This is a genomic window from Metabacillus sp. KJ11-3, from assembly GCF_055808295.1.
This window is the reverse complement of record NZ_CM147865.1, coordinates 4,209,920-4,230,000: the sequence shown is the minus strand read 5'-3', so window position 1 is coordinate 4,230,000 and position 20,081 is coordinate 4,209,920. Positions and strand designations below refer to the sequence as shown.

At 41.7% G+C, this 20,081-nt stretch carries 14 protein-coding genes, 4 rRNA genes and 1 riboswitch; all 18 genes read left to right on the top strand.

The genetic code is table 11. From position 1 onward, the window contains the following. Positions 1-44 precede the first annotated feature (44 nt). A 5S ribosomal RNA gene (rrf, locus tag AC0L8O_RS21035) occupies positions 45-160 on the top strand. A gap of 932 nt (positions 161-1,092) precedes the next feature. Further along, a 16S ribosomal RNA gene (locus AC0L8O_RS21030) occupies positions 1,093-2,643 on the top strand. 227 nt (positions 2,644-2,870) lie between these two features. Next, positions 2,871-5,800, top strand: a 23S ribosomal RNA gene (locus AC0L8O_RS21025). Positions 5,801-6,020: 220 nt separating this feature from the next. Continuing rightward, a 5S ribosomal RNA gene (gene rrf / locus AC0L8O_RS21020) occupies positions 6,021-6,136 on the top strand. Together the 16S, 23S and 5S rRNA genes form the textbook arrangement of a ribosomal RNA operon. Positions 6,137-6,975: 839 nt before the next feature. Continuing rightward, entirely contained in the window at positions 6,976-7,311 is a 336-nt protein-coding gene (locus AC0L8O_RS21015; protein WP_473445114.1) for a class I SAM-dependent methyltransferase, read from the top strand. Between the two features lie 183 nt (positions 7,312-7,494). After that, positions 7,495-7,737, top strand: a complete 243-nt coding sequence (locus AC0L8O_RS21010; protein WP_473445112.1) for a hypothetical protein — start codon at positions 7,495-7,497, stop codon at positions 7,735-7,737. 208 nt (positions 7,738-7,945) lie between these two features. Next, positions 7,946-8,146 carry an NETI motif-containing protein gene (locus AC0L8O_RS21005; RefSeq protein ID WP_026562380.1) on the top strand — a complete coding sequence of 67 codons (201 nt, stop codon included), beginning with the start codon at positions 7,946-7,948 and terminating at the stop codon, positions 8,144-8,146. An 86-nt stretch (positions 8,147-8,232) separates the two neighbouring features. Beyond that, positions 8,233-8,334, top strand: a riboswitch (purine riboswitch). 111 nt (positions 8,335-8,445) lie between these two features. Next, entirely contained in the window at positions 8,446-8,934 is a 489-nt protein-coding gene (gene purE, locus AC0L8O_RS21000) for a 5-(carboxyamino)imidazole ribonucleotide mutase (protein ID WP_473445110.1), read from the top strand. Beyond that, complete coding sequence (gene purK, locus AC0L8O_RS20995) at positions 8,921-10,051, top strand: 5-(carboxyamino)imidazole ribonucleotide synthase (protein ID WP_473445108.1); 1,131 nt, start codon at positions 8,921-8,923, stop codon at positions 10,049-10,051. The genes purE and purK overlap by 14 nt, the downstream gene beginning before the upstream one ends. Before the next feature lie 15 nt (positions 10,052-10,066). Further along, complete coding sequence (purB, locus tag AC0L8O_RS20990; RefSeq protein WP_102231076.1) at positions 10,067-11,359, top strand: adenylosuccinate lyase; 1,293 nt, start codon at positions 10,067-10,069, stop codon at positions 11,357-11,359. Between the two features lie 118 nt (positions 11,360-11,477). Then, on the top strand, positions 11,478-12,209 hold the full coding sequence (gene purC, locus AC0L8O_RS20985; RefSeq protein ID WP_473445106.1) for a phosphoribosylaminoimidazolesuccinocarboxamide synthase: 732 nt from the start codon (positions 11,478-11,480) through the stop codon (positions 12,207-12,209). Then, on the top strand, positions 12,197-12,451 hold the full coding sequence (gene purS, locus AC0L8O_RS20980; protein ID WP_473445104.1) for a phosphoribosylformylglycinamidine synthase subunit PurS: 255 nt from the start codon (positions 12,197-12,199) through the stop codon (positions 12,449-12,451). Before purC ends, purS begins: the two co-directional genes overlap by 13 nt. Next, positions 12,448-13,131, top strand: coding sequence for a phosphoribosylformylglycinamidine synthase subunit PurQ (gene purQ, locus AC0L8O_RS20975; RefSeq protein WP_251686107.1), 684 nt, complete (start codon positions 12,448-12,450; stop codon positions 13,129-13,131). The genes purS and purQ overlap by 4 nt, the downstream gene beginning before the upstream one ends. Beyond that, a complete protein-coding gene (purL, locus tag AC0L8O_RS20970; protein ID WP_473445102.1) occupies positions 13,115-15,343 on the top strand; it encodes a phosphoribosylformylglycinamidine synthase subunit PurL in 2,229 nt (742 codons plus the stop codon). The genes purQ and purL overlap by 17 nt, the downstream gene beginning before the upstream one ends. Then, positions 15,319-16,731: an amidophosphoribosyltransferase gene (purF, locus tag AC0L8O_RS20965; RefSeq protein WP_026562372.1), complete on the top strand. Its 1,413-nt coding sequence runs from the start codon at positions 15,319-15,321 to the stop codon at positions 16,729-16,731. Before purL ends, purF begins: the two co-directional genes overlap by 25 nt. Positions 16,732-16,849: 118 nt before the next feature. Continuing rightward, positions 16,850-17,887, top strand: a complete 1,038-nt coding sequence (purM, locus tag AC0L8O_RS20960; RefSeq protein WP_473445100.1) for a phosphoribosylformylglycinamidine cyclo-ligase — start codon at positions 16,850-16,852, stop codon at positions 17,885-17,887. Continuing rightward, a complete protein-coding gene (purN, locus tag AC0L8O_RS20955) occupies positions 17,887-18,453 on the top strand; it encodes a phosphoribosylglycinamide formyltransferase (RefSeq protein ID WP_473445098.1) in 567 nt (188 codons plus the stop codon). The genes purM and purN overlap by 1 nt, the downstream gene beginning before the upstream one ends. A gap of 19 nt (positions 18,454-18,472) precedes the next feature. Next, complete coding sequence (purH, locus tag AC0L8O_RS20950; protein ID WP_473445096.1) at positions 18,473-20,011, top strand: bifunctional phosphoribosylaminoimidazolecarboxamide formyltransferase/IMP cyclohydrolase; 1,539 nt, start codon at positions 18,473-18,475, stop codon at positions 20,009-20,011. Positions 20,012-20,081 lie beyond the last annotated feature (70 nt).

The following is a 20,081-nucleotide window of genomic DNA, read 5'->3' as shown; positions in this document are numbered from 1 at the left end:
TGACGCAGAAATGTGAAGTTTATCGGAAGCCGTAAACTATATTATTTGGTGATGATGGCGAAGAGGTCACACCCGTTCCCATGCCGAACACGGAAGTTAAGCTCTTCAGCGCCGATGGTAGTTGGGGGTTTCCCCCTGTGAGAGTAGGACGTTGCCAAGTGAAAAGAGGAAGAAAAGATCAGTAGAGATACTGGTCTTTTTTTGTGTGAAAAAATAAAAACCGAAGGTTTTTCCTTTCCCAAAGAACAAAGACAAATGGAATCTAGGGAGAAGTATAACAATGTAGATTTTTGGTGGACATTGGAGAATAGTTGGTAATTTAGGATAATCAAAGATAAATTAGACTTAACTCAATGTTAATGTACCAAAGGATTCATTTGATAACGAATGTGGCTTTAAATATAGATGTTGTTGTAGGGGAGATTGAACAAAGAAGATTGGTAAAGTATATTGCACGACAATATAAGCATATCAAGGCTTTTATTTTAGTCTCCCTTTACCGTTTTCTATCCTTCCGGAAAATACTTCAAACTATGATTTAAGACATTTTAGCGTGAATTACATGTGATTCACGCATTTCCTATTTAAAGATTATTGTCTTTCCATTTATATCTATAATTCCAGAAATAATTTCAAGTTGTAATTGTTGTTTATGGTAAAGAGATTGCAATTTAGGGACAGAAATGTTTAATGAAGAATAACTATTTGCAATTTGATTTAATTTTAATGAGAATTCTCAGGTGATTTTTTTCAACCAAAACAGTTAACATGATGTTTTTATTATTACCTTGGTAATCCATTAAAAGCTATTGTTTGATAAAAATGAATTAAGTAGTTGACAATAAACAAATAGTTAGTTATTATAAATATCTGCCGTTAATTGGCTGAATTAAAAATTTGATTTTAAAATACTTTTAAAAAAGTTGTTGACTTATTATGTTTCGAACGGTATACTAATAAAGTTGCTTCCGAAAAAGGAGTTAACAATAAATGATCTTTGAAAACTAAACAAAACCAAGCGTGCCAACGTTAATTTCGATTAACAAAAACGTACTATATAGTACAAAACTTTTATGAGCTATATCAAACACTTTATTGGAGAGTTTGATCCTGGCTCAGGACGAACGCTGGCGGCGTGCCTAATACATGCAAGTCGAGCGAATCTGAGGGAGCTTGCTCCCAAAGATTAGCGGCGGACGGGTGAGTAACACGTGGGTAACCTGCCTGTAAGATTGGGATAACTCCGGGAAACCGGAGCTAATACCGGATAACATTTTGAACCGCATGGTTCAAAATTGAAAGACGGCTTTTAGCTGTCACTTACAGATGGACCCGCGGCGCATTAGCTAGTTGGTGAGGTAACGGCTCACCAAGGCAACGATGCGTAGCCGACCTGAGAGGGTGATCGGCCACACTGGGACTGAGACACGGCCCAGACTCCTACGGGAGGCAGCAGTAGGGAATCTTCCGCAATGGACGAAAGTCTGACGGAGCAACGCCGCGTGAACGATGAAGGCCTTCGGGTCGTAAAGTTCTGTTGTTAGGGAAGAACAAGTACCAGAGTAACTGCTGGTACCTTGACGGTACCTAACCAGAAAGCCACGGCTAACTACGTGCCAGCAGCCGCGGTAATACGTAGGTGGCAAGCGTTGTCCGGAATTATTGGGCGTAAAGCGCGCGCAGGCGGTTTCTTAAGTCTGATGTGAAAGCCCACGGCTCAACCGTGGAGGGTCATTGGAAACTGGGGAACTTGAGTGCAGAAGAGGAGAGTGGAATTCCACGTGTAGCGGTGAAATGCGTAGAGATGTGGAGGAACACCAGTGGCGAAGGCGACTCTCTGGTCTGTAACTGACGCTGAGGCGCGAAAGCGTGGGGAGCGAACAGGATTAGATACCCTGGTAGTCCACGCCGTAAACGATGAGTGCTAAGTGTTAGAGGGTTTCCGCCCTTTAGTGCTGCAGCAAACGCATTAAGCACTCCGCCTGGGGAGTACGGTCGCAAGACTGAAACTCAAAGGAATTGACGGGGGCCCGCACAAGCGGTGGAGCATGTGGTTTAATTCGAAGCAACGCGAAGAACCTTACCAGGTCTTGACATCCTTCGCTACTTCTAGAGATAGAAGGTTCCCCTTCGGGGGACGAAGTGACAGGTGGTGCATGGTTGTCGTCAGCTCGTGTCGTGAGATGTTGGGTTAAGTCCCGCAACGAGCGCAACCCTTGATCTTAGTTGCCAGCATTCAGTTGGGCACTCTAAGGTGACTGCCGGTGACAAACCGGAGGAAGGTGGGGATGACGTCAAATCATCATGCCCCTTATGACCTGGGCTACACACGTGCTACAATGGATGGTACAAAGGGCTGCAAGACTGCGAAGTCAAGCGAATCCCATAAAACCATTCTCAGTTCGGATTGCAGGCTGCAACTCGCCTGCATGAAGCCGGAATCGCTAGTAATCGCGGATCAGCATGCCGCGGTGAATACGTTCCCGGGCCTTGTACACACCGCCCGTCACACCACGAGAGTTTGTAACACCCGAAGTCGGTGGGGTAACCTTTTGGAGCCAGCCGCCTAAGGTGGGACAGATGATTGGGGTGAAGTCGTAACAAGGTAGCCGTATCGGAAGGTGCGGCTGGATCACCTCCTTTCTAAGGATATGAGGCATGCTTGGTATTTTGTTTAGTTTTGAGAGATCATACGATCTTTCAATAAGTAAGAAAACACATAGGAGTGAAAATGCATTCAGCATTTGATTATCCTGTGATTTATGTTCCTTGAAAACTAGATAACGAAAAACAATTCAAGTAATTCACTGAGTTTAAACGCTTAGTTTAGTGATTCTCTTAATAATGTAAGTGACATCTTTGATGTCAAAGGTTAAGTTGTTAAGGGCGCACGGTGGATGCCTTGGCACTAGGAGCCGATGAAGGACGGTACTAACACCGATATGCTTCGGGGAGCTGTAAGTAAGCTTTGATCCGGAGATTTCCGAATGGGGAAACCCACTGCTCGTAATGGAGTAGTATTTTTACCTGAATACATAGGGTAATAAAGGCAGACCCGGGGAACTGAAACATCTAAGTACCCGGAGGAAGAGAAAGCAAACGCGATTTCCTGAGTAGCGGCGAGCGAAACGGAATTAGCCCAAACCAAGAGGCTTGCCTCTTGGGGTTGTAGGACACTCTATACGGAGTTACAAAGGAACGGAGTAAATGAAGAGGTCTGGAAAGGCCCGTCAAAGAAGGTAACAACCCTGTAGTTGAAACTTCGTTCCCTCCAGAGTGGATCCTGAGTACGGCGGGACACGAGAAATCCCGTCGGAAGCAGGGAGGACCATCTCCCAAGGCTAAATACTCCCTAGTGACCGATAGTGAACCAGTACCGTGAGGGAAAGGTGAAAAGCACCCCGGAAGGGGAGTGAAAGAGATCCTGAAACCGTGTGCCTACAAGTAGTCAAAGCCCGTTAATGGGTAATGGCGTGCCTTTTGTAGAATGAACCGGCGAGTTACGATCCCGTGCAAGGTTAAGTTGATAAGACGGAGCCGCAGCGAAAGCGAGTCTGAATAGGGCGTGCAGAGTACGTGGTCGTAGACCCGAAACCAGGTGATCTACCCATGTCCAGGGTGAAGTTCAGGTAACACTGAATGGAGGCCCGAACCCACGCACGTTGAAAAGTGCGGGGATGAGGTGTGGGTAGCGGAGAAATTCCAATCGAACCTGGAGATAGCTGGTTCTCTCCGAAATAGCTTTAGGGCTAGCCTTGAAATGAGAGTCTTGGAGGTAGAGCACTGATTGGACTAGGGGCCCCCATCGGGTTACCGAATTCAGTCAAACTCCGAATGCCAAAGACTTATGTTCAGGAGTCAGACTGCGAGTGATAAGATCCGTAGTCAAGAGGGAAACAGCCCAGACCACCAGCTAAGGTCCCAAAGTATACGTTAAGTGGAAAAGGATGTGGAGTTGCTTAGACAACCAGGATGTTGGCTTAGAAGCAGCCACCATTTAAAGAGTGCGTAATAGCTCACTGGTCGAGTGACTCTGCGCCGAAAATGTACCGGGGCTAAACGTATCACCGAAGCTGTGGACTGTTCTTACGAACAGTGGTAGGAGAGCGTTCTAAGGGCTGAGAAGCCAGACCGTAAGGACTGGTGGAGCGCTTAGAAGTGAGAATGCCGGTATGAGTAGCGAAAGAGGGGTGAGAATCCCCTCCACCGAATGCCTAAGGTTTCCTGAGGAAGGCTCGTCCGCTCAGGGTTAGTCGGGACCTAAGCCGAGGCCGAAAGGCGTAGGCGATGGCCAACAGGTAGAAATTCCTGTACCACCTCCTCACCATTTGAGCAATGGGGGGACGCAGAAGGATAGGGTAAGCGCGCTGTTGGATATGCGCGTCCAAGCAGTTAGGCTGACAATGAGGCAAATCCCATTGTCACATAAGCTGAGCTGTGATGGCGAGGGAACTATAGTACCGAAGTTCCTGATTCCACACTGCCAAGAAAAGCCTCTAGCGAGGTGAGAGGTGCCCGTACCGCAAACCGACACAGGTAGGCGAGGAGAGAATCCTAAGGTGAGCGAGAGAACTCTCGTTAAGGAACTCGGCAAAATGACCCCGTAACTTCGGGAGAAGGGGTGCTTTTTAGGGTGAATAGCCCGGAAAAGCCGCAGTGAATAGGCCCAGGCGACTGTTTAGCAAAAACACAGGTCTCTGCGAAGCCGCAAGGCGAAGTATAGGGGCTGACGCCTGCCCGGTGCTGGAAGGTTAAGGGGAGAGGTTAGCGCAAGCGAAGCTTTGAACCGAAGCCCCAGTAAACGGCGGCCGTAACTATAACGGTCCTAAGGTAGCGAAATTCCTTGTCGGGTAAGTTCCGACCCGCACGAAAGGCGTAACGATCTGGGCACTGTCTCAACGAGAGACTCGGTGAAATTATAGTACCTGTGAAGATGCAGGTTACCCGCGACAGGACGGAAAGACCCCGTGGAGCTTTACTGTAGCCTGATATTGAATTTTGGTACAGCTTGTACAGGATAGGTAGGAGCCTGAGAAGCCGGAGCGCTAGCTTCGGTGGAGGCGTCGGTGGGATACTACCCTGGCTGTATTGAAATTCTAACCCGCGAGCCTTATCGGCTTGGGAGACAGTGTCAGGTGGGCAGTTTGACTGGGGCGGTCGCCTCCTAAAATGTAACGGAGGCGCCCAAAGGTTCCCTCAGAATGGTTGGAAATCATTCGTAGAGTGTAAAGGCACAAGGGAGCTTGACTGCGAGACCTACAAGTCGAGCAGGGACGAAAGTCGGGCTTAGTGATCCGGTGGTTCCGCATGGAAGGGCCATCGCTCAACGGATAAAAGCTACCCCGGGGATAACAGGCTTATCTCCCCCAAGAGTCCACATCGACGGGGAGGTTTGGCACCTCGATGTCGGCTCATCGCATCCTGGGGCTGTAGTCGGTCCCAAGGGTTGGGCTGTTCGCCCATTAAAGCGGTACGCGAGCTGGGTTCAGAACGTCGTGAGACAGTTCGGTCCCTATCCGTCGTGGGCGTAGGAAATTTGAGAGGAGCTGTCCTTAGTACGAGAGGACCGGGATGGACGCACCGCTGGTGTACCAGTTGTCTTGCCAAAGGCATAGCTGGGTAGCTATGTGCGGAAGGGATAAGTGCTGAAAGCATCTAAGCATGAAGCCCCCCTCAAGATGAGATTTCCCATAGCGTAAGCTAGTAAGATCCCTGAAAGATGATCAGGTTGATAGGTCAGAGGTGGAAGCGCGGTGACGTGTGGAGCTGACTGATACTAATCGATCGAGGACTTAACCTAACAATAAAGCGAATGCTTAGTGAATTGAATTGTGTATCGTTATCTAGTTTTGAAGGAATATATATTCTTTCAATCAAAGTTCATATTAAGAGGGTTGCGAGAAACGAACAGTTCAAGGAATCGATTGAGGAGACACCGCAACGTACTTCAGTACGTAAGGATGTTGACGAATGAGATGACGCAGAAATGTGAAGTTTATCGGAAGCCGTAAACTATATTATTTGGTGATGATGGCGAAGAGGTCACACCCGTTCCCATGCCGAACACGGAAGTTAAGCTCTTCAGCGCCGATGGTAGTTGGGGGTTTCCCCCTGTGAGAGTAGGACGTTGCCAAGTAAGAAGAGGTAGAAAGATCAGTAGAGATACTGGTCTTTTTTTGTGTGTTAAAAAACTATTGCCCAAAACCGAAGGTTTTCTGTAAAAATGTAGAGACAAAGTATAACTCCTAGCCTGAGGCTTGGGAGAAGCAAGAAGATCAAGGAAGCGCCGAGAGAGAAGACCGGAATGTGCGCAGTTGGCACATGAGGATCTGAACGAACAAGCTGACGCGGAGATTCGCCGCTTATCGCAAGCCGAAATCCGAACACGGAAGTTAAGCTCTCAGCGCCGATGGTAGTTGGGGGTTTCCCCTGTGAGAGTAGGACGTTGCCAAGTAAAAAGAGGAAGAAAAGATCAGTAGAGATACTGGTCTTTTTTTGTTTGAATTAAATAAATGTAGAAAAACCGAAGGTTTCACGTAAAGAGGTTGGAACAAAATACACTTACTAGCCTGAGGCTTGGGAGAAGCAGATCAAGGAACTTCTACTAAGAGCGCCACGTCCTGTGGTAACGTAGAAGTCAGCACATCCTGTGCAAGTAAGGAAGTGCAGAGAGAGAAGACCGGAGTGTACGATTTTGGCACATGAGGATCTGAACGAACAAGCTGACGCGGAGATTCGCCGCTTATCGCAAGCCGAAATCCGAACACGGAAGTTAAGCTCTCAGTGTCGATGGTAGTTGGGGGTTTCCCCCTGTGAGAGTAGACGTTGCCAAGTAAAAAGAGGAAGAAAAGATCAGTAGAGATACTGGTCTTTTTTTGTTTGAATAAAACAATAGTCACAAGTCAAAGGGTTTAGCGAAATACCAACTTTTTACAAAAAATGTTATATTAAAGAAAACATATAGGCGGGTGCGAAATGGAGAGAAGAAATAATTGGGATGCGAATTTATATGATCAACATCATTCATTTGTCTCTGAGTATGGACAAGATTTAGTAGAGCTGTTAAATCCTATGCAAGATGAGAGAATACTTGATGTTGGATGTGGAACTGGCGATTTAATGAGTATATTGGATCGCTTAGGTGTATCTGTATTAGGTGTGGATCAATCTGTGCCGATGATAGTGAAAGCTAAAGAAAAGTATCAACAATTTAACTTTGAAGTTAGAGACGTGTTGGAACTAGGTTTTAAAGAAGAGTTTGATGCTGTTTTTTCAAATGCTACTTTACATTGGGTAAAGAGCCAATGGTAGCTTTAGAAAAGATGTTTGAAAGCTTAAAGGAAGGAGGACGTTTTGTTGCAGAATTTGGGAGTGCTGGTAATGTAGAGCTGATTTTTCAACGAGTTTAGAAATCAGTGTGAAAAGGAGGGGTATCCTGTAACAAGTGAATCGCTTCCATGGTATTTCCCTAGTATTGGTGAATATACATCATTAATGGAGAAAGTTGGTTTTAAGGTGACATATGCGGTACATTTTAGTAGATCAACAGCTCTCGATGGTGAAGAAGGGCTTAGATACTGGTTGCGAATGTTTATGCCGGATTTTCTAGGTTCATTGCCTGATGATGTAGAAACGAAGGTGTTAGAGAATGTAGAAAATAGCTTACGTTCCATTTTATATAAGAATCAGCAATGGGAAGCAGATTATAAGCGTATTAGAGTTATGGCTTTTAAGTAGGAGAATAAGTAACGTTTAGGTTTTATAACCTAACCAAAAGAAAAACTAAATATTGAATTTTTTGATATTGTGAATGATGATTAAGGATTTCCTTAGTTTATCATTCTTTTTTATTTGCTAAAATAATCACTTTTGATATAAAGGATATCTTTACATAAATAGTGGTAGAATGTAGAATACATAGAACTGTGAGCATGGAGGTAAGAGCATGACATCTAAGCCAAAAAAGAAAAAGTTTATTGTTGAGGAAAATGAAACAATTGATGATTGTCTCGACAGGATGAGTAAGGAAGGGTATATGCCGGTTAGAAGAACAGAACAGCCAATTTTTAAGGAGGAGATCCGGAATAATGTGGTTGAACAGGTCCCGTGTGGAAGAATGATTACATTTGAAGGAAAACTTCTGTAAAAACCGAACAATAAGGAACTATTAAAAAAAATCGTTCGATTTTACGTTGACATGGGATAGCTTCATTGTTAATATAAACATGTAAATAATTAATTTAAAATATACCTCATATATAATTGGGAATATGGCCCAGAAGTTTCTACCCGATGACCGTAAATTATCGGACTATGAGGGAAAGTGTATATACGAATCGGAAATAGACAAATCCGAGCTCGATATATCTAACTTTCTCTACTAGTTGAGAAGGTTAAATATCGAGCTTTTTTGTTATTAAGATTTTTTATAAAGGTGGGGAAAGAATGGATCCGATTGTTGGAGTCATAATGGGAAGTACCTCTGACTGGGACACGATGAAATTTGCATGCGAAATACTGGAGGAACTTAGTATTCCGTATGAGAAAAAGGTAGTTTCTGCACATCGTACACCAGATTATATGTTTGAGTATGCTGAGAATGCTAGAAGCAGAGGTTTGAAGGTTATTATTGCCGGTGCAGGCGGGGCAGCCCATTTACCAGGTATGGTTGCGGCAAAAACAACTCTGCCAGTCATTGGTATTCCTGTTCAGTCAAAGGCTTTAAATGGTCTTGATTCATTATTATCAATTGTTCAAATGCCAGGTGGTGTTCCTGTTGCAACTGTTGCCATTGGCAAAGCTGGAGCAACAAATGCAGGATTATTGGCTGCAGAGATTTTGTCCACAAATGATCAAGCATTAGCTGATAGACTAGATACGAGAAGAGAAGAATTACGATTAAAAGTTTTGGAGAGCAGTGATGAGCTTGACTAATCAAATGATTCTACCAGGCAGTACAATTGGCATCATCGGTGGTGGACAGCTTGGGAGAATGATGGCCATTGCAGCAAGACAACTAGGCTATCGTATTGCTGTATTAGATCCGACAAAAGACTGTCCTTGTGGTCAAATTGCTGATATCGAAATAACAGCCAGCTATGATGATCTTGATGCAATTAAAGAATTAGCTAAGGTAAGTGATGTTATAACATATGAGTTTGAGAACATTGATTACACAGCTTTACGTTGGTTAGAAGAGCATGCATCATTACCACAGAAGAGTTCATTGCTTTTGCTAACACAGGATCGTGAAACAGAAAAAGCTGCGATTGTAAATGCAGGTTGCCAGGTTGCGCCATATGAGATTATCCATTCCGCAGAAGAAATGCAAAAGGCAGTAGAAGTGCTTCAGTATCCATGTGTCTTAAAAACGTGCCGTGGTGGTTATGATGGTAAAGGACAAGTCGTGCTTCGCATGGATAAGGATCTCTCAAAAGCTGAGGAGCTGCTAGTTCACGGAACATGTATATTAGAAAAGTGGGTTCCTTTCGAAAAGGAAATTTCAGTAATTGTGACGAGATCGGTTAATGGAGAAACAAAGACGTTCCCAGTAGCTGAAAATATTCATAAAGACAATATTTTATACCAAAGCATTGTTCCTGCCAGAGTATCGGATCGTGTCATTCAGAAGGCGGAAGAGCTTGCTATTAAACTATCAAATAGTTTTGAACTTGTTGGAACACTTGCCGTTGAAATGTTTTTAACAGACAATGACGAAATTTATATAAATGAGTTGGCACCACGCCCACATAACTCGGGTCATTACACCATTGATCTATGTGAAACAGATCAGTTTGAACAACATATACGTTCTGTATGTAATCTTCCTTTAGGGCAAACAAAGCTATTACAAAGTGGTATGATGGTTAATCTTTTAGGAGAGGATTTAACAATAGTAAGTGAGCATCTTTCCCTGCTGCAACATGCTAAGCTTCATCTTTACGGCAAAAAAGAGCCTGCCTCTAAGCGTAAGATGGGACATATAACATTTATTATTGAACCAATTCAGGATAATATAGAAAAGATTAATAAAATATGGGGTCAAAATTGAACGGAGGCAAAAGAAATGATTGAACGTTATACAAGACCAGAAATGGGTGCAATTTGGACGGAAGAGAACAAATTTAAGGCATGGTTAGAGGTTGAAATTCTTGCATGTGAAGCCTGGGCAGAGCTTGGTGTTATTCCAAAAGAAGATGTGGCACTGCTTCGTGAAAATGCATCATTTGATGTGAATCGCATAAATGAGATTGAGCTAGAAACTCGTCATGATGTTGTAGCCTTTACAAGAGCAGTATCTGAGACTCTTGGCGAAGAGCGTAAATGGGTTCATTACGGTTTAACATCAACAGATGTTGTTGATACAGCTTTATCATATTTATTAAAGCAAGCGAATGATATCTTATTGAAAGATATTGAGAACTTTATCCAAATATTAAAAGAAAAAGCTCAAGAGCATAAATATACAGTTATGATGGGACGTACTCACGGTGTTCATGCCGAACCAACAACTTTTGGTTTAAAACTTGGTTTATGGTATGAAGAAATGAAGCGTAATTTAGATCGTTTCAAACGTGCAGCAGAAGGCGTTGAGTACGGAAAAATCTCTGGCGCAGTAGGAACGTATGCAAATATTGATCCATTTGTTGAAAAGTATGTTTGTGAAAAGCTAGGAACAAAACCAGCTCCAATCTCAACACAAACCCTTCAACGTGATCGTCATGCTGATTACATGGCATCCATCGCACTTGTAGCAACATCAATCGAAAAATTTGCTGTTGAAATTCGCGGTTTACAAAAAAGTGAGACTCGTGAAGTGGAAGAGTCCTTTGCAAAAGGTCAAAAAGGGTCTTCAGCAATGCCACACAAACGTAATCCGATTGGTTCAGAAAACATGACTGGTCTTGCGCGTGTTATTCGCGGTTATATGTTAACAGCTTATGAAAATGTTCCATTATGGCATGAAAGAGATATTTCTCACTCTTCTGCTGAGCGTATTATCTTACCGGACGCTACGATTGCTCTTAACTATATGTTAAATCGTTTTGGTAACATCGTGAAAAACTTAACGGTTTTCCCGGAAAATATGAAGCGTAATATGGATCGTACACAAGGTCTTATTTACTCTCAACGTGTCCTACTTGCTCTCATTGATACTGGAATGACTAGAGAAGAGGCATATGATCTAGTTCAACCAAAAGCAATGGAAGCTTGGGAAAAACAAGTACCTTTCCGTGGTTTAGTAGAAGCTGAAGAAAAAATTACTTCAAGACTCTCAGAAGAAGTCATTGCTGATTGTTTCGATTATAACTATCACTTAAAAGGTGTAGATACAATTTTTGAACGTCTTGGTCTTTAAAAAATAATAGCAAGGGCTAAACAAGTCCCTTGCTATCTCTTTGAACAAAAACATAGGTAAGAAAATCTGACAGAACATAATCTAAAGGTTCCCAATATTCAGTTTTAGGAGGGCTTTCATGAGCACAGAAAAGCTTGAGTTACTATATGAAGGTAAAGCTAAACAGATTTTTAAAACAAACGAACCTAATATTCTATGGGTCTCTTATAAAGATTCCGCTACTGCTTTTAACGGTGAGAAGAAGGAAGAGATTACTGGTAAAGGGCGATTAAATAACGAAATATCCACATTGATTTTTGAAAAGTTAACAGCAAATCATATTGAAAACCACTTTGTGAAAAGACTGTCATCAACAGATCAGCTTGTCAAAAAAGTAACGATTATTCCTTTAGAGGTCGTTATAAGAAATGTTGTAGCAGGAAGCCTTTCTAAACGAATCGGTATTGAAGAAGGAACAGAGATTAAGAATCCTTTAGTGGAGTTTTACTATAAAGACGATAACTTAGGCGATCCACTCATTACAGAAGATCACATTGCTTTATTAGAATTAGCTACGCCAGAACAGGTTCAAACACTAAAAACACTTGCCAAGCAGGTCAATGAAGTGCTTAAGGCTCATTTTCTTTCCTGTGATATACGCCTGATTGATTTTAAATTAGAGTTCGGTATGACAGAGGAAGGAAAAATTATTCTTGCTGATGAAGTATCACCTGATACATGCAGATTATGGGATATCAACACAAATGAGAAGTTTGACAAAGATGTTTTTCGTAGAAATATTGGTAGTTTAACAGATGCATATGAAGTTATTTTAACTAGACTTGGAGGCCAATCAACATGTACAAAGTAAAAGTTTATGTCACGTTAAGAGAAAGTGTATTAGATCCACAAGGAAGTGCGGTAAAGAGTGCATTACACAGCATGGACTATCAAGAAGTTCAAGATGTTCGTATCGGGAAATATATGGAGTTAACGATTGAGAAGTCAGATCGTGATTTAGATACAGCTGTTCGTGAAATGTGTGAAAAATTACTTGCTAATACAGTGATTGAAGACTTTAGCTATGAGGTACAGGAGGTTGTCACAAAGTGAAATTCGCTGTGATTGTATTCCCAGGATCTAATTGTGATGTTGATATGTATCATGCAATTAAAGATGAGCTCGGTGAAGAAGTGGAGTATGTATGGCATGATGAAACAGATTTAAGCCAATTTGATGGAATTCTTCTACCTGGTGGTTTTTCATACGGAGATTACTTACGCTCAGGAGCTATTGCCCGCTTCTCAAATGTAATGAAGGAAGTCGTGAAAGCTGCTGAAGCTGGTAAGCCTGTACTAGGTGTATGTAATGGATTCCAGATTTTATTAGAGGTAGGATTACTTCCAGGTGCAATGAAACGAAATGAAAACTTAAAGTTTATGTGCAGACCAGTTAATTTAAAGGTTGCAAATAATGAAACAGCCTTTACTTCAGCTTATGCTAAGGATGAGGTTATCTCAATTCCGATCGCACATGGAGAAGGGAACTATTATTGTGATGAGCAAACACTACAAACGCTTAAAGAAAACAATCAAATTGTGTTTACGTACGAAACGAATCCAAATGGCAGCCTAGTTGATATTGCAGGTATTACGAACGAGCGCGGAAATGTATTAGGAATGATGCCACACCCTGAGCGTGCTGTTGATGAGCTATTAGGAAGTGCAGACGGATTAAAATTATTTCAATCAATCGTAAAAAACTGGAGGGAATCTCATGTCACTACTGCTTGAACCAACTAACCAGATGATAAAAGATGAAAAAATCTACAGACAAATGGGTGTAAGTGATGACGAGTTTGCTCTGATTGAAAAAATTATTGGACGTCTTCCAAATTACACAGAGATCGGTATTTTTTCAGTAATGTGGTCTGAGCACTGCAGTTACAAAAACTCTAAACCCATTCTTAAAAAATTCCCTGTTACAGGTGAAAAAGTATTACAAGGTCCTGGTGAAGGTGCAGGGATTGTTGATATCGGTGATAACCAAGCCGTCGTATTTAAAATCGAAAGTCATAACCACCCATCAGCAATTGAGCCGTATCAAGGTGCTGCAACAGGTGTAGGTGGAATCATCCGTGATGTTTTCTCAATGGGAGCAAGACCGATTGCAATCTTGAATTCACTTCGCTTTGGAGAACTAGAAACACCTCGAGTGAAATACTTATTTGAAGAGGTTGTTGCAGGGATTGCAGGATATGGTAACTGTATCGGTATTCCAACAGTAGGTGGAGAAATCCAATTTGATGATTCATATGAGGGAAATCCACTGGTTAACGCAATGTGTGTTGGTTTAATCAATCATGAAGATATTAAAAAAGGTCAGGCTAAAGGTATTGGCAACACAGTTATGTATGTGGGTGCGAAAACTGGTCGTGATGGAATTCATGGTGCAACATTTTCTTCTGAAGAATTAACCGACGATTCTGGTGCAGATCGTTCAGCTGTTCAAGTAGGGGATCCATTTATGGAGAAACTTTTATTAGAAGCTTGTTTAGAAGTAATTAAGAATGATGCATTAGTTGGTATTCAAGACATGGGGGCAGCTGGATTAACAAGCTCTTCAGCAGAGATGGCAAGTAAAGCTGGTTCTGGAATGGAAATGGATCTTGATCTTATCCCACAACGTGAAACAGGAATGACTCCATATGAAATGATGCTTTCTGAGTCTCAAGAAAGAATGCTCCTTGTTATTGAAAAAGGAAGAGAGCAAGAAATCATTGATCTTTTTGAGAAGTATGATTTAGAGGCTGTTTCAGTTGGTAGAGTAACAAATGATAAAATGCTTCGTCTATTTCATAAAGGAGAAGTCGTTTGTGAGCTTCCAGTAGATGCTCTTGCTGAAGAGGCACCAGTTTATCACAAGCCTTCTAAAGTACCTGCGTATTATGAAGAGTTCCAAAAAATGGACGTAGCACCACTGCAAGTAGATAACTATAAAGAAACACTTATTAATCTATTAAAGCAGCCGACGATTTCTTCTAAAGAATGGGTTTATGATCAATACGATTACATGGTTCGTACAAATACAGTTGTTGCACCAGGTTCAGATGCTGCAGTCGTTCGTATTCGTGATACGAAGAAAGCATTGGCAATGACAACAGATTGTAACTCTCGTTATCTCTACCTTGATCCGGAAGTTGGCGGAAAAATTGCTGTAGCGGAAGCAGCACGTAACATTGTATGTTCAGGAGCTACTCCATTAGCGATTACGGATAACTTAAACTTCGGTAACCCTGAGAAACCGGAAATCTTCTGGCAAATCGAAAAAGCTGCGGACGGTATTAGTGAGGCTTGCCGTGTATTAAATACACCGGTTATCGGCGGAAATGTTTCACTATATAACGAAACAAACGGAACAGCAATCTATCCAACTCCTGTTATCGGAATGGTTGGATTAATTGAAGATACAGATTATATTACAACTCAAGATTTCAAAACAGCTGGAGATCTTATCTATTTAGTAGGGGAAACGAAAGCAGAATTCGGTGGTAGTGAGCTTCAGAAGCTTACACACGGAAAAATCTTTGGTCAATCACCTGAGCTTGATTTAGACAAAGAAAGCAAAGTACTAGGCCAGCTCTCAGCAGCAATCCGTGCGAAGTCTGTTGCATCTGCACACGATGTTTCTGAAGGTGGAGTCGCGGTTGCATTAGCAGAACCATTATTCGGCGGCAAAGGACTAGGTGCGGAAGTAGCTCTATCAGGTGATGCAACTGCAGCACTATTTAGTGAATCGCAAACAAGATTCGTTGTTTCAGTGAAAAAGGAAAACAAAGAAACATTTGAACAATTAGTTGAAGCGGTTTGTATCGGGGAAGTAACAAACTCTGGTAACCTAATTATTAAAAATGAACAGGATGAAACACTTGTCGATGCATCTGTTGAAGAATTAAAAGATGCATGGAAAGGAGCAATCCCATGCTTGCTGAACTCAAGGGATTAAACGAAGAATGTGGTGTATTCGGAATCTGGGGTCACCCGGAAGCAGCGCAAATTACGTATTATGGCTTGCATAGTCTCCAGCATAGAGGTCAAGAAGGTGCAGGGATTGTAACAAGTGATGGTGAGAAACTAACTGGTATGAAAGGGTTAGGGCTCATCAATGAAGTATTTGCAAACGGGAAATTAAAAGAGCTATCCGGTAAAGCGGCGATCGGCCATGTTCGTTATGCAACAGCAGGTGGAGGCGGATATGAAAATGTTCAGCCTTTGCTTTTTAAGTCACATAGCGGAAGCTTAGCTCTTGCACATAACGGAAACCTTGTGAATGCAACACAGGTTAAACATCAGCTTGAAAGCCAAGGGAGTATTTTTCAAACAACTTCTGATACAGAGGTATTAGCACATCTAATTAGAAGAAGCGGCTATCAGGATATGAAAGAAGCTGTAAAAAATGCCTTAACGATGATTAAGGGAGCATATGCATTTTTAATTATGACGGAAAATGAAATGATGGTTGCTCTAGATCCTAATGGATTACGTCCACTGTCTATTGGAGTCATGGGAGATGCGTATGTTGTTGCATCTGAAACATGTGCATTTGATGTGGTTGGGGCAAAGTACGAAAGAGACGTTCAACCTGGTGAGCTTTTAATTATCAATGATGAAGGAATTCGCTCTGAGCGCTTCTCTATGAATATCAACCGTTCAATATGCAGCATGGAATATATTTACTTCTCACGTCCTGACAGTAATATTGATGGCATTAACGTTCATACAGCACGTAAAAACCTTGGCAAACGCTTGGCTGTTGAATCAGAAGTGGATGCCGACGTTGTAACAGGTGTACCTGATTCAAGTATTTCAGCAGCAATCGGTTTTGCTGAATTAACTGGAATCCCTTATGAGTTAGGTTTAATTAAAAATAGATATGTAGGCCGAACATTTATCCAACCTTCACAATCATTACGTGAGCAAGGTGTAAAGATGAAGCTTTCTGCTGTTCGCGGTGTTGTTGAAGGGAAGCGTGTTGTCATGGTTGATGATTCGATTGTACGTGGAACAACAAGTAAACGTATTGTGAATATGCTTCGTGAAGCAGGGGCAAGAGAGGTTCATGTGCGTATCAGTTCACCGCCAATCGCAAATCCATGTTTCTATGGAATTGATACTTCTACACATGAGGAACTAATTGCTTCAAATCATTCAGTGGAAGAAATTCGGCAAATTATTGGGGCTGACAGCTTGGCTTTCTTAAGTGTTGAAGGCTTACTTGAAGGTCTTGGGCGGCCATATGAAGGTGAAACAAGAGGTCAATGCTTAGCTTGCTTCACAGGTCGTTATCCTACTGAAATTTATGCAGATACCGTTTTACCGCATGAAAAAGCGTAAATAGAAAAATGTGATAGGAATCGAATGCTCGATTCCTGTCTTACTTTAAAGTAAAAAATGGTCAGTCTCGCACTGATCTTTAATAAGATAAATAGATTAGTTTTTAGGAGGATCACACATGTCTGACATTTATAAGCAAGCTGGTGTAGATATTGAAGCTGGTTATGAAGCTGTGACAAGAATGAAAAAGCATGTTGCCAAGACAATGCGCGCTGGTGTATTAGGTGGACTTGGCGGCTTTGGTGGAATGTTTGATTTAAGTGAACTAAATTACAAAAAGCCTGTCCTTGTTTCAGGAACAGACGGTGTTGGAACGAAGTTAAAGCTTGCTTTTATGGCTGATAAACATGATACGATCGGAATTGATGCTGTTGCCATGTGTGTGAACGACATTTTAGCTCAAGGTGCAGAGCCTTTATTTTTCTTGGATTATCTAGCACTAGGAAAGGCAAAGCCGGAAAAAATCGAGCAAATTGTAAAAGGAATTGCTGACGGTTGTGAACAATCAGGATGTGCATTGGTTGGTGGAGAAACAGCAGAAATGCCAGGTTTATACGAAGAGGAAGAATATGATGTTGCCGGCTTTTCGGTGGGAGCTGTGGAAAAAGAAGAAATTGTAACAGGTGAACATATTAAGTCCGGCCATGTTTTAATTGGTCTTGCATCAAGCGGAATTCACAGTAACGGTTTTTCATTAGTTCGCAAGGTTCTGTTGGAGGATCAAAAGCTTGAACTTGATAAAGTTTATGAGCCTTTTACACAAAACTTAGGAGAAGTACTTCTAACTCCAACAAAAATTTATGTGAAGCCTGTCTTAGACGTGGTTAAATCCTATCAAGTTGATGGAATGGCCCACATTACCGGTGGCGGTTTTATTGAAAATATTCCAAGAATGTTACCTGAAGGAACAGGAGCAGAAATTGATCTTGGTTCATGGCCAAAGCCTGCAATCTTTGACTTTCTGAAGGAAAAAGGCCAGCTGGAAAGTGAAGATATGTATAATGTATTTAATATGGGAATTGGTTTTGTTCTTGCTGTGAAAGAAGAAGTATTGCAAGATGTGCTTGCAAAACTAGATGCAAATGGTGAAAAAGGATATGTCATTGGACGCGTCATTGAGGGCTCTGGAGTAACATTCAATGGAGGAGCATTTTAATGAAAAAGTTAGCCGTTTTTGCATCAGGGAATGGCAGTAATTTTCAAGCGATATTAGATGAAGTGAAAAGAGGAAATTTAGAGGCAGACATTAGCTTGGTTGTATGTGATAAGCCAACAGCAGGTGTCATTGCACGAGCTGAAGCAGCAAATATCCCGGTTTTCTGTTTTATCCCGAAAGAATATGAAACAAAGGCTCAGTTTGAACAAGAAATTTCAGCTGTTTTACAAAAACATCAAATTGATCTCGTTATCCTTGCGGGCTACATGAGGTTAATTGGTGAAACACTGCTAACGGCTTATGAGTCAAAAATCATCAATATTCACCCATCATTGCTGCCTGCTTTCCCAGGGAAAGATGCGATCGGACAAGCATATGAAGCAGGGGTAAAAGTAACGGGTGTAACTGTCCATTATGTAGATGCGGGCATGGACACAGGTCCAATTATTGCTCAGAAGGCAATAGACATTTCAGAGGAAGATACTGCCCAATCCATTGCTGAAAAAATCCATGCAGTTGAACATGTATTATATCCAAAAGTCATTCAAGAACTAGTTACCAAATAAAGCTTAGAGGTGAGGAATCATGTCAGTAAAACGTGCACTTGTTAGTGTTTCAGATAAAGCGAATCTTGTTCCTTTTGTAAAAGAGTTAATTGAATTAGGTGTTGAAGTCATTTCAACAGGTGGAACAAAATCATTATTAGAAGAAAACGGACTAAACGTTATTGGAATTTCAGAGGTAACAGGTTTCCCTGAAATTATGGACGGCCGCGTTAAAACCCTTCATCCAAATATCCATGGCGGTTTACTAGCTGTGCGAAATAATCCTAGTCATATGAATCAGCTGAAGGAAAATAATATTGAAACCATTGATATGGTTGTGGTGAATCTTTATCCATTCAAAGAAACCATTTCAAAACCTGATGTTCAATTCCAAGATGCGATTGAGAACATTGATATTGGCGGTCCTTCTATGCTTCGTTCTGCAGCTAAAAACCATGAAGATGTGACAGTGGTTGTTGATCCGGCTGATTATCAAAACGTATTAGATGAACTAAAATCATCAGGTGAAGTTTCATTAGCGCAAAAGCAACGCTTAGCTGCAAAAGTATTCCGTCATACAGCTGCATATGACGCGTTAATTGCCGAATTCCTAACGAAAACAATTGGTGAAGAAGATCCTGAAACTGTCACATATACATTTGAGAAAAAACAATCTCTACGCTATGGTGAAAATCCTCACCAAAGTGCAACATTCTATCAAAAACCATTCGTACCAACGGCTTCAATTGCAAATGCAAAGCAGCTGCACGGGAAAGAGTTATCTTTTAATAACATTAAAGATGCTGATGCAGCACTACAAATTGTACGTGAGTTTGCAGAGCCGGCAGCGGTTGCTGTTAAGCATATGAATCCATGTGGCGTTGGTGTTGGAACATCAGTAAACGAAGCATTTACACGTTGCTTTGAAGCAGATCCAACTTCTATTTTCGGCGGGATCGTTGCACTAAATGAAGAAGTTGATGTAGAAACTGCCAAGCAGTTACATGAAATCTTCCTTGAAATCGTTATTGCTCCATCTTTTAGCCAAGAAGCATTGGATGTTTTAACAAGTAAGAAAAACCTTCGTTTGTTAACAATTGATGTAAAAGCAGCATCTAAACAGGATAAAGTACTTCAATCTGTACACGGTGGTTTACTTGTACAAGATGAAGATACCCTTTCACTAGATGATGTTGAGGTAACAATTCCTACGAAACGTGAGCCTTCTGAGGAAGAATGGAAGGACCTTAAGCTTGCTTGGAAAGTAGTCAAACATGTGAAATCAAATGCCATTGTGCTCACAAAGGATGAAATGACAGTTGGTGTTGGCGCCGGTCAAATGAACCGTGTTGGTGCAGCGAAAATTGCGATTGAACAAGCGGGTGTTAAGGCACAAGGCAGTGCATTAGGTTCTGATGCATTCTTCCCTATGTCAGATACGGTTGAAGCAGCTGCAAAAGCAGGTGTAACAGCAATTATTCAACCGGGTGGGTCTATCAAGGATGAAGATTCTATTCGTATGGCGGATGAGTATGGTATTGCGATGGTATTCACAGGAGTACGTCACTTTAAACATTAAGAACAAAAGCGCAAGCGCCTTGATCAGCCTCGGGCAAATAAGACGCAAATGAATAGAAGACGTTGTTTGT